General features: G+C 37.9%; 15 protein-coding genes and 1 pseudogene. 2 read left to right on the top strand and 14 right to left on the bottom strand.

Annotation, left to right across the window (positions count from 1 at the left end; translation table 11 throughout):
- Positions 1–3 precede the first annotated feature (3 nt).
- The 5 genes from preA to mce all read right to left on the bottom strand — a co-directional run bounded on the left by preA (position 4) and on the right by mce (position 6,267).
- On the bottom strand, positions 4–1,290 hold the full coding sequence (gene preA, locus DIS06_RS00235; RefSeq protein ID WP_110111245.1) for an NAD-dependent dihydropyrimidine dehydrogenase subunit PreA: 1,287 nt from the start codon (positions 1,288–1,290) through the stop codon (positions 4–6).
- 23 nt (positions 1,291–1,313) lie between these two features.
- Complete coding sequence (locus tag DIS06_RS00240) at positions 1,314–2,687, bottom strand: NAD(P)-dependent oxidoreductase (RefSeq protein WP_110111246.1); 1,374 nt, start codon at positions 2,685–2,687, stop codon at positions 1,314–1,316.
- Between the two features lie 463 nt (positions 2,688–3,150).
- On the bottom strand, positions 3,151–4,275 hold the full coding sequence (locus DIS06_RS00245) for a tripeptidase T (protein ID WP_110111247.1): 1,125 nt from the start codon (positions 4,273–4,275) through the stop codon (positions 3,151–3,153).
- 23 nt (positions 4,276–4,298) lie between these two features.
- Positions 4,299–5,849, bottom strand: coding sequence for an acyl-CoA carboxylase subunit beta (locus tag DIS06_RS00250; protein ID WP_110111248.1), 1,551 nt, complete (start codon positions 5,847–5,849; stop codon positions 4,299–4,301).
- Positions 5,842–6,267, bottom strand: coding sequence for a methylmalonyl-CoA epimerase (mce, locus tag DIS06_RS00255; protein ID WP_110111249.1), 426 nt, complete (start codon positions 6,265–6,267; stop codon positions 5,842–5,844). The genes DIS06_RS00250 and mce overlap by 8 nt, the downstream gene beginning before the upstream one ends.
- A gap of 173 nt (positions 6,268–6,440) precedes the next feature.
- Between mce and prli42 the strand changes: the two genes are divergently transcribed.
- Complete coding sequence (gene prli42, locus DIS06_RS19990; protein ID WP_162595821.1) at positions 6,441–6,536, top strand: stressosome-associated protein Prli42; 96 nt, start codon at positions 6,441–6,443, stop codon at positions 6,534–6,536.
- Between the two features lie 111 nt (positions 6,537–6,647).
- Here the strand turns inward: prli42 and DIS06_RS00260 are convergent, their stop codons facing one another.
- The 5 genes from DIS06_RS00260 to DIS06_RS00280 all read right to left on the bottom strand — a co-directional run bounded on the left by DIS06_RS00260 (position 6,648) and on the right by DIS06_RS00280 (position 10,649).
- The gene (locus DIS06_RS00260) at positions 6,648–7,148 is read right to left on the bottom strand and encodes a L,D-transpeptidase (RefSeq protein WP_110111250.1); all 501 of its coding nucleotides are present in this window, start codon (positions 7,146–7,148) and stop codon (positions 6,648–6,650) included.
- 121 nt (positions 7,149–7,269) lie between these two features.
- Positions 7,270–8,220: an aromatic acid exporter family protein gene (locus tag DIS06_RS00265; protein WP_110111552.1), complete on the bottom strand. Its 951-nt coding sequence runs from the start codon at positions 8,218–8,220 to the stop codon at positions 7,270–7,272.
- 169 nt (positions 8,221–8,389) lie between these two features.
- Complete coding sequence (locus DIS06_RS00270; protein WP_110111251.1) at positions 8,390–9,112, bottom strand: amino acid ABC transporter ATP-binding protein; 723 nt, start codon at positions 9,110–9,112, stop codon at positions 8,390–8,392.
- Complete coding sequence (locus DIS06_RS00275; protein WP_110111252.1) at positions 9,105–9,764, bottom strand: amino acid ABC transporter permease; 660 nt, start codon at positions 9,762–9,764, stop codon at positions 9,105–9,107. Before DIS06_RS00275 ends, DIS06_RS00270 begins: the two co-directional genes overlap by 8 nt.
- A 102-nt stretch (positions 9,765–9,866) precedes the next feature.
- Complete coding sequence (locus DIS06_RS00280; protein WP_110111253.1) at positions 9,867–10,649, bottom strand: transporter substrate-binding domain-containing protein; 783 nt, start codon at positions 10,647–10,649, stop codon at positions 9,867–9,869.
- 375 nt (positions 10,650–11,024) lie between these two features.
- On the opposite strand from DIS06_RS00280, the pseudogene DIS06_RS00285 reads away from it, so the two are divergent.
- Positions 11,025–11,323: pseudogene (locus DIS06_RS00285) on the top strand (transposase); the annotation flags it as partial.
- A gap of 122 nt (positions 11,324–11,445) precedes the next feature.
- On the opposite strand, the gene DIS06_RS00290 reads toward DIS06_RS00285, so the two are convergent.
- From DIS06_RS00290 to DIS06_RS00305, 4 genes are all read right to left on the bottom strand, one after another.
- Positions 11,446–11,883 (bottom strand): BrxA/BrxB family bacilliredoxin, encoded by a 438-nt coding sequence (locus DIS06_RS00290; RefSeq protein ID WP_110111255.1) that lies wholly within the window; start codon positions 11,881–11,883, stop codon positions 11,446–11,448.
- A 174-nt stretch (positions 11,884–12,057) separates the two neighbouring features.
- Entirely contained in the window at positions 12,058–13,059 is a 1,002-nt protein-coding gene (gene meaB, locus DIS06_RS00295; RefSeq protein ID WP_239421742.1) for a methylmalonyl Co-A mutase-associated GTPase MeaB, read from the bottom strand.
- Positions 13,037–15,253: a methylmalonyl-CoA mutase gene (scpA, locus tag DIS06_RS00300; RefSeq protein ID WP_110111257.1), complete on the bottom strand. Its 2,217-nt coding sequence runs from the start codon at positions 15,251–15,253 to the stop codon at positions 13,037–13,039. Before scpA ends, meaB begins: the two co-directional genes overlap by 23 nt.
- Positions 15,254–17,329, bottom strand: a complete 2,076-nt coding sequence (locus DIS06_RS00305; RefSeq protein ID WP_110111258.1) for a methylmalonyl-CoA mutase family protein — start codon at positions 17,327–17,329, stop codon at positions 15,254–15,256.
- Positions 17,330–17,520 lie beyond the last annotated feature (191 nt).

Consider the following 17,520-nt stretch of genomic DNA (forward strand, 5'->3'; position numbering starts at 1 on the left):
CTCCTATTTTAGTACATCGATTTCACACTGTGAAGTTTTTGCTAACACAGCTTGACGTTGATTCCACGTCATTGGTGGATGTTCACTTGCTACTTCAACCATTGAAATTGCGTCATCGACAGGACAAACGATTGAACATAGATTGCACCCTACGCAGTCTTCCTCTCTGACTTTTAGGTAGCTATTTCCACTCGAATCTTTTAGCATATCAATACATTGATGAGATGTATCTTCACAAGCAATATGACACTTGTTGCAGTTAATACAGGTTTCTGTATTAATTTGTGCCACTACTTTATAATTAAGATCTAAATCTCCCCAATCAGAGTATTTCGGAACAGCCCCTCCCACAATTTCGCTTACACTTTGAATGCCTCGGTCATCAAGGTACGTGTTTAATCCATCAATCATATCCTCTACAATACGGAAACCATGGTGCATGGCTGCGGTACAGACTTGAACACCTGTAGCTCCCATTAACATGAACTCAACAGCATCTTTCCAATTTGACACTCCACCCATACCGGAAATCGGAACGTTAATTTTTGAATTGCGTGCACATTCTCCTACCATGTTTAAAGCAATTGGTTTAACGGCTGGACCACAATAACCACCATGTGCACCTTTACCGCCAACATGAGGAATCGTATTCCACGAGTCAATATCTACTCCCGCTAAACTGTTAATAGTATTAATCATGCTCACTGCATCGGCTCCACCTTGTACAGCAGCTTCAGCTGTTACAGTAATATCTGTAATGTTTGGTGTTAACTTAACAATCACAGGTGTTTGAGCGACTTCTTTTGCCCAATAAGTTTGGCGTTCAACCAAATCAGGTACTTGGCCAGAGGCAGCCCCCATCCCCCGCTCAGCCATACCATGTGGACAGCCAAAATTTAATTCTAGGCCATCTACGCCTACATCTTCTACTCTCTTTACAATTTCATGCCACTTCTCTTGTCTCGGTTCTACCATAAGTGATGCAATGATTGCATGGTCAGGAAAACGTTTCTTTGTTTCATAAATTTCCTTCAAATTCACTTCAAGCGGTCGATCTGTAATCAGTTCAATGTTATTAAAACCTGCTACACGCTGACCATTAAAGCTAACCGCTGCAAATCGAGAAGACACATTTAAGATTGGATCACCAAGAGTTTTCCAGACAGCCCCTCCCCAGCCAGCTTCAAATGCTCGTTGCACTTGATAACCAGAGTTGGTTGGAGGTGCAGATGCTAACCAAAATGGATTAGGTGATTGAATTCCTGCAAGATTGATACGTAAATCAGCCATGATACAATTCCCCCTTTGTATAATTACACCGTCTTGACAGTTTCTTGTGTGAGTTGTTGATGAATTGCACGAGCCGTGTCTTTACCTTGCTGTGCAGCTGTTACAACCATCGCTTCTCCTTGACCTTTTCCGAAAATTGCATCTCCACATGAAAATACTTTTGGATGAGACGTTTGATAGGTTTCTTTATTAATTTTTATGACGCCACCATCATGAGTTAATTTAAAATCATTGATTAATGGCAAATGACGCTCTTGACCGATCGCCTTAATGACTGCATCAACTTCAAGTACAAATTCAGACCCTTTCACTTCCACAGGACGACGGCGTCCATCTGCATCTGGTTCACCTAATTGCATTTTGACACACTCAATTTGAACCACTTTCCCATTCTCATTACCAATAATTCGCTTAGGTGCTGTTAACCATCTAAATTCCACTCCGTCTTGTTTAGCAAATTCATACTCAAAGTCATAAGCCGTCATTTCTTCAACTGTTCGACGATAAAGGATTTTAACGTTTTCTGCGCCTAAACGAACCGAACAAGTTGCCCCATCGATGGCTGTATTACCTGCACCGATTACCACAACGCGTTTTCCAACAAATTCAGTCGTTAACTCGTCTGTTTTTGTCGATTTTACAAACTCAATTGCATCATAAACACCTTCAAGATTTTCTCCTTCAATACCAATGTTCGGTACGTTTGCCATTCCGATTGCTAACACGACTGCATCATAGGCCTCTAGCAGCTCTTGCGGTGAAACATCTCTTCCTACTCTTGTATTCGTTTTAATTTCAACATCAAGGCTGCGAACTTGTTCGACTTCCCAATAAGAGATTTCTTTTGGCAAGCGGAACGAAACAATGCCATAAGTATTAAGGCCACCAGCTTCTTTTTCAGCTTCAAAAATTGTCACACTGTAGCCAAGAAGCGCTAATTCTCTAGCAGTTGACAAACCAGCGGGTCCTCCGCCGACAATGGCTACTTTTTTACCATTTGGTTTTCCTTTTTCAAATAAAACTTGTTGATTTTTAATAGCCCAATCTGTTGCATATCGTTGTAAATTACCAATCATAATTGGTTTTGTAGAATGATTTAATACACATGCTCCTTCACATAACTCTTCAGTTGGACAAACTCGCGCACAACTTGCTCCAACAGGATTTGAAGTCATAATGGTTTTAGCAGAGCCTTTTAGATTGCCAGAAGCAATTTTTTTAATAAAGCTTGGAATATCGATACTCGTTGGACAGGCAGTTATACAAGGAGCGTCATAACAGTACAAACATCGATTTGCTTCTTCAAGTGCATCTCGATTAGAAAGCCCTTTATGAACTTCATCGAAATTTTTCACTACATCCTGCAATGTGGCTTGATTTTTTACAGATGAACTCATTAAACCATCCCCCTAAATATGTTGAGTAGCACCCCAACTTTTATAAAATTGTATGTTCTAACCCTTATACATAAATAAAACTGTTTTGATATAAAAGTTGGATATGTGAAATAATTGTGCATAGAAACGGTTAAGAAACCAGAAGAGAGGTGATAACCTCTAACGCATTGGAGACACTTTTCATTGTGTATATGACATGCTGTCATGAATTTGAAGTAATAGACTAAACCTCTACATTCAGTCTTACGGAGTTATTGTAAACGCTTACATATTTTTTGTATCAACATCAACCTTTTCCCTATTTGAAAATATCTCTCCTCCTTTAAAAATAATGATACATTACACTCATTTTACTTAAACAAGCTTTAAGAAACATTATACATATTGTAAAAAGATTCAGACTATTGATTGTTCATTGTGTAAAACAAAAAGAGAAGTGTACATCTATACACTTCTCCTCCTTTTATTCGTTTCCTGCTACCTGTTGAATAATTGAAACGACTAATTCTGTTGTTTTTACAAGCTCTTCAATTGGCATCTTTTCATTCGTGGTATGAATGTCTTCATATCCTACAGCTAAATTGACAGTTGGGATGTCAAAGCCAGCAATGACGTTTGCATCACTTCCACCGCCACTTGTTAGTAATTGAGGTGAACGACCAATTTTCTCTACTGCTTGCTTGGCAACTTCAACAACATGGTCTCCTTCACCAAACTTGAATCCTGGGTACATCACATGTATCTCTACTTCTGCACGCCCACCAAATTCAGCAGCTGCTCCTTCAAAGGCTTCTTTCATCTTTTGCACTTGTGCTTCCATTTTCTCAGGAACTAATGAGCGAGCTTCTGCTAAAATGTCGACACGATCACAGACGATGTTCGTTTGTGTACCACCTTCAAAACGGCCAATATTTGCTGTCGTTTCACTATCGATACGACCTAAAGGCATTTTAGAGATTGCTTTTGCTGCTAACGTAATAGCGGACACTCCTTTTTCAGGCGCTACACCAGCATGAGCTGTCTTTCCAAAAATTGTAACTTTCACTTTTGCTTGTGTCGGTGCTGCTACAATGATGTTTCCAACTTTACCATCACTATCAAGGGCGTAACCAAATTTAGCTGTTACAAGAGCAGGATCTAACGCTTTTGCTCCTACTAAACCTGATTCTTCACCGACTGTAATAATAAATTGAATCGTTCCATGCGCAATGCTATTCTCTTTTAACACTTGAATAGCTTCGAGCATTGCTGCTAGCCCTGTTTTATCATCTGCACCTAAAATGGTTGTCCCATCTGTTAAAATGTAGCCGTCTTGAATGGAAGGTTTAACTCCTTTACCTGGTACGACTGTATCCATATGAGATGTAAAGTAAATAGAATCTACATCTTCTTTTGTACCTTTAAGTGTACAAATTAAGTTACCTGCTCCGTGACCTGTAACACTTGTTGTATCATCTTCTACGACCTCAACACCAAGAGCTGTAAACTTTTCTGTTAATAATTTTGCAATTTCCGTTTCATATTTTGTTTCTGAGTCTACTTGTACTAACTCTAAAAATAAGTCAACTAGACGCTGTTCGTTTACCATATGTATCCCTCCAAAAACTAACATTACAATGGTATGTTACCATGTTTTTTACGTGGACGCTCTTCCTTTTTATTTTGTAACATATCAAGCGCTTGAATGATTTTAATTCTCGTATCACGAGGATCAATAACATCGTCTACCATTCCTAGCTTAGCCGCTACATATGGATTGGCAAACTTTTCTCGATACTCTTCAATTTTTTCCGCTCTTGTTGCTTCTGGATTTTCACTATTATTAATTTCTTGAGCAAAAATAATATTAGCTGCCCCTTGAGGGCCCATTACCGCAATTTCTGCATTTGGCCACGAATAAACAAGATCTGCTCCAATTGATTTACTATTTAATGCCACGTAAGCTCCACCATAAGCTTTACGTAAGATAACTGTAATCTTTGGAACAGTCGCTTCTGAATACGCATACAAAATTTTCGCTCCGTGTCGAATAATCCCTCCATGTTCCTGTTTAACACCTGGGAAAAATCCAGTAACATCTTCAAATGTAATAAGCGGGATGTTGAATGAATCACAGAAACGAATAAAACGAGCTGCTTTATCAGATGAATTAATATCTAGTCCACCAGCCATCACTTTTGGTTGATTGCATACTAACCCAACTACATGACCATTGATTCGCGCTAATCCTACAACAATGTTTTTAGCAAAATCTTTTTGTACTTCTAAAAATGAATGCTCATCTACTACTTGTTCAATTACTTTTCTTACATCGTAAGGACGAATGGCATCAAAAGGTACAACATCAATTAAATCAGGACGATAGTTTGAGTCCATATCACAAGGTTGTACAGGTGGCTTTTCTTCGTTATTTTGTGGCAAATAACTTAATAATAAACGTACACCAGCTAATACTTCTTCTTCTGTTTCAGCAGAAAAGTGTGCATTGCCACTAATTTCATTATGAACTTTGGCTCCGCCTAGATCTTCTGCTGTAATTTTTTCTCCAGTTACTGTTTCAATAACTTTCGGTCCTGTAATAAACATCTGACTCGTTTTTTCAACCATAAAGACAAAATCAGTAATCGCTGGTGAATAAACCGCCCCACCTGCACAAGGCCCCATGATGACGGAGATTTGTGGGATGACACCTGAATAGATGGAATTGCGATAAAAGATTTGACCGTATCCATCTAAAGACATGACTCCTTCTTGAATACGTGCTCCACCTGAATCGTTTAATCCGATGAATGGCACGCCAGTCTTTGCTGCTAAATCCATGACATACGCAATTTTTTTTGCATGCATCTCTCCAAGCGCTCCACCAAACACAGTAAAGTCTTGTGAAAATAAGTAGATTGGACGGCCATGAACTTTTCCATACCCAGTCACAACTCCATCTCCTGGACCCTTTTTATCACTTAGGCCAAAGTCATTACAACGATGCTCGATAAATGGATTTAGCTCTACAAAGCTATCATAGTCTACCAATAAATCAATCCGCTCTCGAGCTGTTAACTTTCCTTTATCATGTTGCTTATTGATTTTATCATCTCCACCACCTAATTCGACTTGGCGACGATAATCATATAATTCATTTAACTTTTCATAAATATCAATCACGTGCTAGTCCCCCCTTTGTTTGCTTTTCACACAACTCATATAAAACCCCTTTTGTAGAAGCAGGGTGCATGAACGCAATATTCGCTCCTGCTGCCCCTTTGCGAGGTTGTTCATCAATCATACGAATTCCTTCCGTTTTAAGTTGAGCAATTCGCTCTTTGATACTCGTAACACCAAAAGCTACGTGATGGATACCTTCTCCTTTTTTATCCAAAAACTTTTGAATAGGGCTGTCTGATGATAACGGCTCTAACAATTCAATTTTTGTTTCTCCTGCCTGTAAAAAAGCTACTTTCACTTGCTGCGTTTCAACAACTTCCTCCCCAATAAACGAAAGGCCTAATGTTTTTTCATAAAAAGGCAGTGCTTCACGAATAGATTGAACAGCCACTCCTATGTGATCAACTTTATTTACCATCTTTTCTCCCCCTTGTTGCCTTCTCAACAGAACTACTATATATCTTCTTGACAAATCGACAATATCCTTCAAAATCATGATGTATCCCTTAAAAATTCTCCTTAATGCTCGACTTGTCCGAATCACTAAATATGTGTAAAATATGTAATAAACAAAGGCTGAAGGAGGCTTTTATGTCAAATAAAAAAGTGCAAAAAATCATTGTTTTTATGATGCTTGGTACCATGGTGCTAACAACCCTTTTAGCAGGACTAACAATGTGGATGTAATATAATCAATAAATAAGTTGTTGCTTCACACAACAACTTATTTTCAATATGTGTACAAAAAAGGTGAAGGAATAATCACAATGTGACTTCCTTCACCTTTTCTCTTACCCATTATAGTCCTCTCTCTTTGACAATTTCTTGGAATGATAAATGAGAATTTACAATTAAAACTCTTGTTCCAATTGGGACTTTTTCATAAAGAACTTCCACGTGCTCTTTTTGCATTCGAATACATCCATTTGAGATAAACTTACCAATTGAATCTGGTTGATTGGTGCCGTGAATTCCATAGATTCGACCATCCGTCTCTCTGGCATCAAAGCCAATCCACCTTGTTCCCAAAGGATTCTCTGGTGATCCACCTTCTATTTTCCCTCGTCGGTAGTAAGGATTTTTAGCTTTGACTACAATCGTAAATTCTCCTTCTGGTGTTAAATCATCCGTTTTTCCTGTTGCCACTTTCAAAACAGACTGAACTTCTCCATCTTGGATATACGCCAATTCGTTTGTTTGTTTATTTACAACTACAAAAGGGTCTCCTGAGAGGGGATTGTCTCCTAAAGGCCAGATTGGTGACATCATTGTAAGAAAGACAATCATAAAGATTTGCATGCGTCCACCCGCCTTATGAATGAGATACTAGTCATAAAAATAGAGAACATTTGTTTATGCTCTCTATTTTTATCTCTTATTTCTATCATTCGTAAAAAGGCAATTGACCATGCACCACAACTTAATCTAATTTTAAAGAGGTTTTTATCACTAAATATTGCTCAATTTCTTTTACAAAATGCAATAAGTCGGCTCGTGCTTCAAACTCTTCTCTTGTGTGCGGCAGAGGCATTTCTCTAAACTCTTCTCGTAAATGTCGTAATTTAATTAAAAATAACTTCGCTGTATTCCCTGGATGCACCGATAAACTCAACTCTTCAAGAAAATCCGCAATCATATAGCGCTGATCGAATAGGGGATCAATTGAAGTAACGAGTGGTAATGCTCGCTCAATAATTTCAAATTGTTTTTCTCGAATCTTAAAGTAGTGATAGTAATAATTATCCGAGCGCATAAAATGATTTTCAACATCTCGAAAGGCTAAACTCTTGGCTTCCTCTAATAATTTTGCTGTTTCTGTAATTTCTTTTCCAGTCCAATTCGTTTCATTTGTACGCAAGTAAGCAGCAATTTCTTTTAAAATGCTTCGGAAATTATTCTCTAATTTCTTTTGATATTGCTTTAATTCATCATCGAGACTAGGCATATAAAGGTTCACAATTAACGCGACACCAATCCCAATAATAATTAAGCCAAACTCATTGAATACAACATTCCATGTCATGTTTTCTTCAGAGTAAATATGAAGAATAATAACGGAACTTGTTACAATTCCTTCTTTCGCTTTGGTAATAACCGTGGTTGGAATAAAAAACAAAAGCATTAAACCAATCACAATTGGGTGATACGTAATTCCTTCAAAAAACACAAAAGAAAACAAAATAGCTAGTGAACAAGCAATAAAACGCTGAGAGGCACTTTGAAGTGATTTCTTTTTGGAGTTTTGTATGCAAAGGATGGTAATAATACCTGCTGAAGAGAAATAACTAAACTCAAAAAATTGAGCAATGATAATAGCAACGGACGTACCAATTGCCGTCTTTAATGTTCGATAACCAATCTTAAACTTCATCATTTACAAAACCCCTACATTCATAATCAAATACATGTTTATTATAAATAGACATAATAATATTTATTATCTCATGTGTAAAGGCTGTACACTATTCAAGATGTAAACAAAACCATAAAAAAAAGCAAGCAAACCAATGAAACCGGCTTACTCACTCTCTTATTTTTCATTATAAAACTTTTTGTAAAAATGCTTTTGCACGCTCACTTTTTGGAGAAGTAAAGAATGCTTCTGGACTTGTGTCCTCGACTAAACAGCCGTCGTCAAGAAACAACACTCGGTCGGCTACTTCTCTCGCAAAGCCCATTTCATGTGTCACAATCGCCATTGTCATCCCTGTATGCGCAAGTGACTTCATAACATCTAATACTTCCTTAACCATCTCTGGATCTAAAGCTGATGTTGGCTCATCAAACAACATTACCTCTGGTGACATCGCCAGTGCACGCGCAATGGCTACACGTTGTTTTTGTCCACCCGATAGTCGATTTGGATATTGATCCACTTTCTCTGCAAGGCCCACTTTTTTTAATAATTCATGTGCTTTTGTTTCTGCCTCTGCTTTTGAAACCTTTTTAACAGTAATAGGTGCATACATTAAATTCTCAAGTACCGTCATATGAGGAAAAAGATGAAAGTGTTGAAACACCATTCCAACATCTTCTCGAACTTTCATGATGTTCGTTTTAGGATTTGTTATCTCTTGGTTTTTTACAACGATTTGCCCACTAGTGGGTTCTTCAAGCATATTAATGCATCGTAAGAATGTAGACTTTCCGGATCCTGAAGGACCAACAATCGCCACAACCTCTCCCTCTTTAATTGTGGTCGAGATTCCTTTTAACACTTCAACTTTTCCAAATGATTTATGCAATTTCTCAATTTTAATCACTTTTTCTCATTCTCCTCTCGACCGCTTTTCCAAGGAGCGTTAAGCCCATCACCATAATGTAATAAATAAACCCTGCAAATATAAGTGGCTCAAAGTATTTGTATGTTTGTCCACCAACAATATACGAACGACGCATAATATCTGCCACACCGATAACCGTAACAACAGCTGACTCTTTCGTTAGTGTGATAAACTCATTCATTAGTGCAGGTAAGATATTCTTTAACCCTTGAGGTAAAATAATGTGTCTCATCATTTTCTTATAAGGAACTCCTAAAGCCATAGCAGCTTCTCTCTGCCCTTTATCTACTGCCAAAATCCCTGCACGAATAATTTCAGAGATGTATGCAGCAGAGTTTAACCCAAACGCTAATACAGCCGCTGGATAGGCATCAATGTCAAACCCAACAATTTGAGGCGCTCCATAATAAATAATTAACAATTGCAAAATGAGTGGCGTACCTCGAAATACAGAGGTATACGCATCAGCAAACCATCTTAATACTTTTACTCTTCCAATCTTAAATAAAGCTAAAACAATCCCTAATGTAAAACCAACAGCGGCCGCTGCTAGCACAATTTGTAATGTTACCCATATCCCTTTTAATATATAAGGGATTGAGGGCACAATTTGCGTGAAGTCCAAATTCATGCCCGTTGCCCGTCCTCTCTCAATCTAGTTTTTTTAACTGTTCAGTGAACGCAATTGACTCAATCAGATGTTTTGCCACCTAATTGAGTCTTTTCAACTTTATTATTCCTCTCCACCAAACCACTTAACGATTAGCTCTTCTAATTCACCGTTTTCTTTCATTTCGTTTAATTCACGATTAAAGTCTTCTGTTAGTTCGCTATCTTTTGGAAACGCAATTGCCGATCCTGCATCTGCATCTTCACCTTCTTCTAAAACAAAGCCTTCAATCTCATTATTTTTCAAATATCCTTTTGCTACGGTATCTTCAATGATAATGGCATCAAAGCGATTTGAGTTAATTTCTTGAACTAACTCTGGAATACGGTTACGGTTCTCTACTTTAAAACCTAACTCTTCTGATAATTCTTCTGCTTTACCTTCTTGAATTGACGCAACTTGTACACCTACTGTTTTATCTTTTAAATCTTCAACTGATTTAATGTCGCTACCTTTTTTCGTTACAATCATATGTTTAGCTGTGTAATACACATCTGAAAAGTCTACATTTTTCTTACGCTCTTCTGTTGGAGTCATACCTGCTAAGACAAAGTCTACTTTCTTTGATTCTAATGCTGGGATGAGACCATTAAAGTCCATGTCCTCAATTTTCACTTCATATCCAAGCTCATCAGCGATTGCTTTTGCTAAATCAACATCAAACCCAATAATCTCGTCACTCACCGCTGTATCAATATACTCAAACGGCGCATAATCAGCTGATGTACCCATTTTTATTACTTTCTTTCCATCTCCACCCGCTTCTTCGCTACCGCCCGCTCCACATGCTGCTAGTAAACTTGTGGATAAAACAGCCACCATTCCGATCGAAAATAACTTTTTCATACAATCTCCCCCTATATATCTATTATTTTCTAAAAATTAATAATATTATGAAATAAGTTTCGTGTTATTTCAAGTAGTTACGAAAAATAAATTTTTATACGTCTAAATGTATTTTAGCATGTTTTTATATTTATGCAATATTTTTTTTAAATATAAAAATTATGTTTGTAGAATAACATTTGAAAAAGGAGTGTAACAACTTATGCACTCACGTCCTTCCTGCTAAATTGTTATAAAAATTCGTTTCTCTTTTACTATTATTTTTATTCATATACAGAATGATTGCATAAAAAAAAAAAAAAAAAAAAAAAAAGGGGGTCCAAAAAAGGAAAAAANCTCTTTTTAGGTTAGCTTCTAAAATTAGTCCGTTGATTTCCGTTCCAAACAACCTGTGCCAAAGACAAAGATACAAAAATCGTACAGGTCTCAGTGAGAAACCACCAACAACGAAAAGAAGTTCGTGAACGCTTGGCCACGGAAGAAGAAAGCAAAAGATACAGGCAGCGAAAAATAGATGTAGAGCCTGTGTTTGGACAGATTAAGCACAATCGAGCGTTTAAGAGATTTGGGTTAAGAGGCCTATCCAAAATACCACGGATTGGGGTCTTATTTGCGCTGCACACAATTTACTGAAGCGGGCAGCCAACAAAGAAAGCGAACAAAAATTAGGGTAATGAAGGGAAGGAATATCCCTCTTTCCCTTATCAATCCATCAAATCAAAACCCAGAAACTGGATGAAAAGTAAAAGAGGCGACTCTCAGATCGAATTTATTCAACCTTTTGAGTCAGCCTCTTTTAAATTTCTTCACAATGCTTTTCAAAGTTTTCTTGTAGCTTTGCTACAACAGACATTGGATCATGTCCCTCGATTTCATGGCGTTCTACCATTGTAATGATTTTCCCATCTTTCAATAATGCAAACGACGGTGAAGATGGTGGATACCCTTCAAAATAGTCACGCGCTCTTGCAGTTGCTTCTTTATCTTGACCTGCAAATACAGTTACTAATTGTGTAGGACGCTTATCATAGTGTACAGAGTGAGCTGCTGCTGGTCTTGCAATTCCTCCTGCACATCCACAAACTGAATTCACCATCACAAGAGTAGTGCCTGGCTTTTTAAATGCTTCGTCTACTTCTTCTGGTGTCGTTAATTCTGTATATCCAGCGGCAACAATTTCTTGACGCGCTTGTCGTACTACATCATTCATAAATAAGTTAAAATCGATATTCATGTAAAAACCTCCTTGTTGGTTACTCTTTCTTATCATAGCAATTGTAAACGATTTATTTCAACTAAAAAAGACCGATTCATCACGTTTAACAAAAATAATATCGGTAATACTATAGATACATCTAGATCTATACCCCTAAACTCCCTAGCTAAGATGGCTGACTCAATGAATGAGTCAGCCATTTTTAATAAAACTCTTTTCATAACTGCTAATTAAACGCTCCACCGCTTCTGAAACGGTTTGATTACCTTCAATTATTTCGAGTTCTATCGTATTCATTAACTCTTTTATCTGTTCATTTCCGTAAAAGGATGCGTGTAAATAATCTGCAATCATCGCTTCTAACCATTTTGTCATTTGTTTTTGGCGGTTTGTACCAAATACCCCATTGCTTTTAAAGAATAATTCGTATTGCTTAACACATTGCCACAACTCATCAATCTTTTCATTGTAGAGAGCTGAACAAGTTATGACTCGAGGATTCCATCCTATTGTATTCGGCTGTAAAAAATGAAGAAATCCTTCATATTCTACTTTCGTCATTTCGGCTTTTTTTCGATTTTCGCCATCCGCTTTATTGATACAAATAATATCAGCTAATTCAATAATTCCTTTTTTTATACCTTGCAAGTCATCTCCAGCACCTGTTAAAGCAAGAAGTAAAAAGACATCGACCATATCTTTTACAATTGTTTCACCTTGTCCTACACCAACTGTTTCAACAATAATAATATCAAAACCAGCAGCTTCGCAAAGAAAGATGGTTTCTCGCGTTTTACGATGAACACCTCCGAGCTTCCCTTGAGATGGTGATGGACGAATAAAGGCATTCTTTTCTTTTGATAATTCATCCATTCTTGTTTTGTCACCTAATATACTTCCACCTGATAGTGTGCTGCTAGGATCAATAGCCAAAACGGCCACCTTATGACCCTTTCGACATAAATACATACCTAACGATTCAATAAATGTACTTTTCCCTGCTCCAGGCACACCCGTAATACCAATACGAATTGATTTCCCCGAATAAGGATAAATCGCTTTTACCAGTTGTTGCGCTTGCATAAAGTGTTTTTTTGCGTTGCTTTCAATGAGTGTAATTCCTTGCGCTAAAGCGGCACGATCTTGTCGTAAAATGGCTTCCACAAATTGTTCAGTTGTTTTCGATTTCCGCATCCGCAGACTCCACTTCTTCATTATTTAAGCGCTGTCGAATTTCTTGAATAACCTGAGTAGCAGCTTGTGGTATGACGGTTCCTGGACCAAAGATAGCAGAGGCACCGTTAGCTAATAAAAATTCATAATCTTGCTGTGGAATAACGCCACCTACCACAACAACAATATCCTCACGCCCGTGCTTTTTGAGTTCTGCTATTAATTGTGGTAATAACGTTTTATGTCCTGCTGCTAACGAGCTCATCCCAATCGCATGTACATCATTCTCTACTGCTTGTAAAGCTGTTTCCTCAGGTGTTTGAAACAGTGGTCCGATGTCAACGTCAAACCCTAAGTCAGCAAAAGCCGTCGAAATCACTTTCGCTCCTCGATCATGGCCATCCTGCCCCATCTTCGCAATTAAGATACGTGGACGTCTTCCTTCTTCTTCAAGAAATTCATCTGTTAGTACTCTTACTTTGTCAATTTGCTCACGATTAGCAAATTCAGCACTATAAACACCGCTTATGGAACGAATAACCGCTTTATGACGACTTGCCACCTTCTCTATAGCTTCTGAGATTTCTCCTAATGTCGCTCGTACACGCGCTGCATCGACAGCTAATGCAAGTAAGTTACCCCTTCCTGTTTGAGCACATTCTGTAAGTGCCTCTAGCGCTCTTTGCACTTTATGATTATCTCGTGTTTTTCTTAGTTGCTCTAGTCTCTCTACTTGTTTAAAACGAACAGCCGTATTGTCGATCGCTAATATCTCTAAGGGATCTTCTTCATGTACATGATATTGATTTACACCAATAATTACTTCGGACCCTGAATCAATTTTTGCTTGCCTTCTTGCAGCTGCTTCTTCAATTCTCATTTTAGGAATACCGGTTTCAATTGCTTTTGCCATACCACCTAGTTCTTCAATTTCTTCAAGATGTTCCCACGCTCGATTGACAAGGTCGTTTGTCAGCGATTCTACATAATAAGACCCACCCCACGGATCGATGACCGAACAAATTTCAGTTTCATCTTGCAAATATAACTGTGTATTACGAGCAATACGAGCTGAGAAGTCGGTAGGTAACGCAATTGCTTCGTCCAATGCATTTGTATGGAGCGATTGGGTATGTCCAAGAGTGGCAGCTAAGGCCTCTACACATGTGCGAACAACATTGTTGTAAGGATCTTGTTCTGTTAAGCTCCATCCAGATGTTTGAGAGTGAGTACGTAATGCCAATGATTTAGGATTTTTAGGGTAAAACGACTTCATTAGTTTTGCCCACAAAAGACGGGCTGCTCTCATCTTTGCGACTTCCATAAAATAATTCATCCCAATTGCCCAAAAGAAAGATAAACGTGGAGCAAATGAATCAATGTCGATTCCTGCTTGCAAGCCTGTTCGAACATACTCAAGGCCATCTGCTAACGTATATGCGAGTTCTAAGTCTGCTGGAGCACCAGCTTCTTGCATATGATAGCCTGAAATACTAATACTATTAAACTTTGGCATGTGTTTTGACGTGTATTCAAAGATGTCAGCAATAATTTTCATTGACATTTCAGGTGGATAAATGTAAGTATTACGAACCATGTATTCTTTTAAAATATCATTTTGAATTGTTCCTGAAAGTTGTTCTTGCTTTACCCCTTGTTCTTCCGCACTAACAATGTAAAACGCCATAATAGGCAATACTGCACCATTCATTGTCATCGAAACAGACATTTGATCAAGAGGAATACCATCAAATAAGATATTGGTATCGACTACTGAGTCGATTGCTACTCCCGCTTTCCCTACATCCCCAACAACTCGAGGATGATCAGAGTCATACCCGCGATGTGTCGCTAAATCAAATGCAACAGACAATCCTTTTTGCCCAGCAGCAAGGTTACGACGATAAAACGCATTACTTTCTTCAGCAGTTGAATAGCCTGCATATTGTCGTATCGTCCACGGCCGGTTTACATACATTGTTGAGTACGGGCCTCTTAAAAATGGTGGCAGTCCTGGAAAGAAGTTAAGAAAATCAAAATCTTTTATGTCTTCACTTGTATACATCGGTTTTACAGCAATTTGTTCGTTCGTGTGAAAGAAGTGAGATTCAATAGAACGGTTTGTTTCAACTTGTACTTGTTTCGTCCATTCATCTTTTTTTGATTCTTTCTGTGAAGCAAAAGAAAGTGAAGTGAATACTGGTTTTTGGTACATTTATTGCACCCCCAACTGATTTAATAAAGTATGCATAAACAGCACTGCGTCATCTTGTTCAGTCATTGTATCCTTTAGACCTGCTTGAACATAGAGTTGCTTTTCACCTTCTGTTACATTTCCACTTATATACACCAGCTCTTCTTTGTGATTTAAAAAGTGTAAAGCATCTAATACAACTTCTTCATAGTTCTCAGCGGTTCCACATAATACATAAGCATCGTATTTACACTGCTTTATCCAATTGACAATTTCGTGTGCCGAATATAAGAGTGGACTGACTTGTGTCTGAATGCTACCAGATTGAAAGAAAGACTGAACAAACTCTACTCTTTGTTTGGCTAACCGTTCAGTTGATAACAGAACCACGCCCACTGTTAATGGAGTATCAACGTGATTGTTTGCTTGTTCAACTCGATGTCTTAACTGTTCAAATGATTCCGACTTACGCCACGGCACAATTGAAGTAATTTCTTCTCGTTCTGAATGAAGCTTAATATGACTCATAACATCCCCTAATGTCGCACCCTTGAGGAAGAGCTCTTTATAAGCCGTTAACGTAGCCGTATCCGTTTCATTTATGTGAACAACATGATCTTGGTGGTATTGTCTTAATGTTGCAGCTCGTTGACTAGAAAAGCCTTGTTCATAGTCCATTTGCTTTTCTTGAAGATTTGCGTAATGAGTCACACCTACTACTCGGTCGGTTCTCGTTGAAACTTTTTTCTTTCGCTTTTCTACTGTTTGTTGAATACTTGATTGAATAAATCCTTCTTTCAAGCTAGCATACATACCACCTTGTTTTTCAATATCCAAAAATAACTCCCATGCCTTTTCTGCTAGTTCTTGCGTTAAAGACTCTACATACCAAGAACCTCCAACCGGATCGATTACCTTTGTTAAATGTACTTCCTTTTGTAAAATGAGTTGTGTGTTTCGAGCAATTCGATTTGAAAATTCTGAACAAGGTTGTAATAATGTATCATAAGGTGAGACATGTAAAGCATCTACTCCACCTACTACAGCTGCAAAAGCTTCAACGGTTCCACGTAGAATATTTGTGTGTGCATCATATTTTGTTTTTGTTGTCAGTGCTGTCTTTGCATGAATAAACGGAGGTATGACACACTCATCTTTTTGAAACGCACGCACTGCATTGGTCCAAAGTACTTTAAACGCACGTAACTTTGCGACTTCCATAAAGAGATTGGAAGAAATCGAAAATGAAATTGTCATATGATTTAATACAGTTTGTAAAGGTAGTCCTCTCTTTAAACACTCATCCGTATATTCCACCACGGTAGCTAGTACATAAGCTAACTCTTGTACAGCATTAGCTCCACCATTATGGTATGGATGACTATTGACTAAAATCGTTCTTAATTTATTCTCTTCAGAGGATGCCCATTTCGTCATATCTGTCATGTGGTCATACATCTTCTCACGTTTAATAGGTGATGTTCCAACTTGAATCATAGAGCCTAATGGATCCATACCGATTGTTCCAGTTAGGGAGCTTACCTGAATGTCATGCTTTTCACAGTAACTTGTTAAGAGAGAAAGAAAAGGAAGAGAAGTAAAATGTGTATTGATAAATAGCGGATACTCCTCTAGTGATATCCCTTGAAATAATTCTTCGATATCTTGCAAGTGACTAATCGAAACACCATCCCCAATATCTTGATGATCCGCAACGTCTGCATCTATATAGTTAGCAGTTGCTGTGTCTAGCTGCAGAGCAACCATCGTTTGTCCTCTATCTAAAGAAGAGCGTAACAATTCATTACAGCGCTTTGTGTCTGGAAGATTCATCTCTTGAGCTATTTCCCATCCCTTTTGTAAATAGCCTGAAGCTTTTGTTCCTCGCACATAAGATGGGGCTCCTGGCAATTCTTCAACATGTACCAAAGATTGAATATCTTCTAGCGAGTAAAGCGGTTTCAAAAAAATGCCCTCATATGTTTCTTTTTCAAGAGATTGAATAGACTTACCTTTCAGCGTTCTTTCTACTTCTTGAACCCAATGCTCCAGATGGACATTCGAAAACTCATGAAATGATTGATCTTTTATTTTCATTCCACTACCCCTTTGCTTGTATGAAATTGTATTAACTATTAAAAATATTCCCTCTTTTTATCTTAATATAAAAGGCTATCACCTATCAATAAAAGAAAAAGAGGATGAATCAAATAGAGAGACTTTTTCCTCTTTGATTCACCCTTTCTTTTTTAATCGTTGTTTTCATAGACGGTGTTGCTTGTTAACAA

Origin of the sequence: Bacillus sp. CGMCC 1.16541, assembly GCF_003184905.1 — a bacterium.
In the GTDB taxonomy this organism is placed as follows: Bacteria; Bacillota; Bacilli; order Bacillales; family Bacillaceae_H; genus Priestia.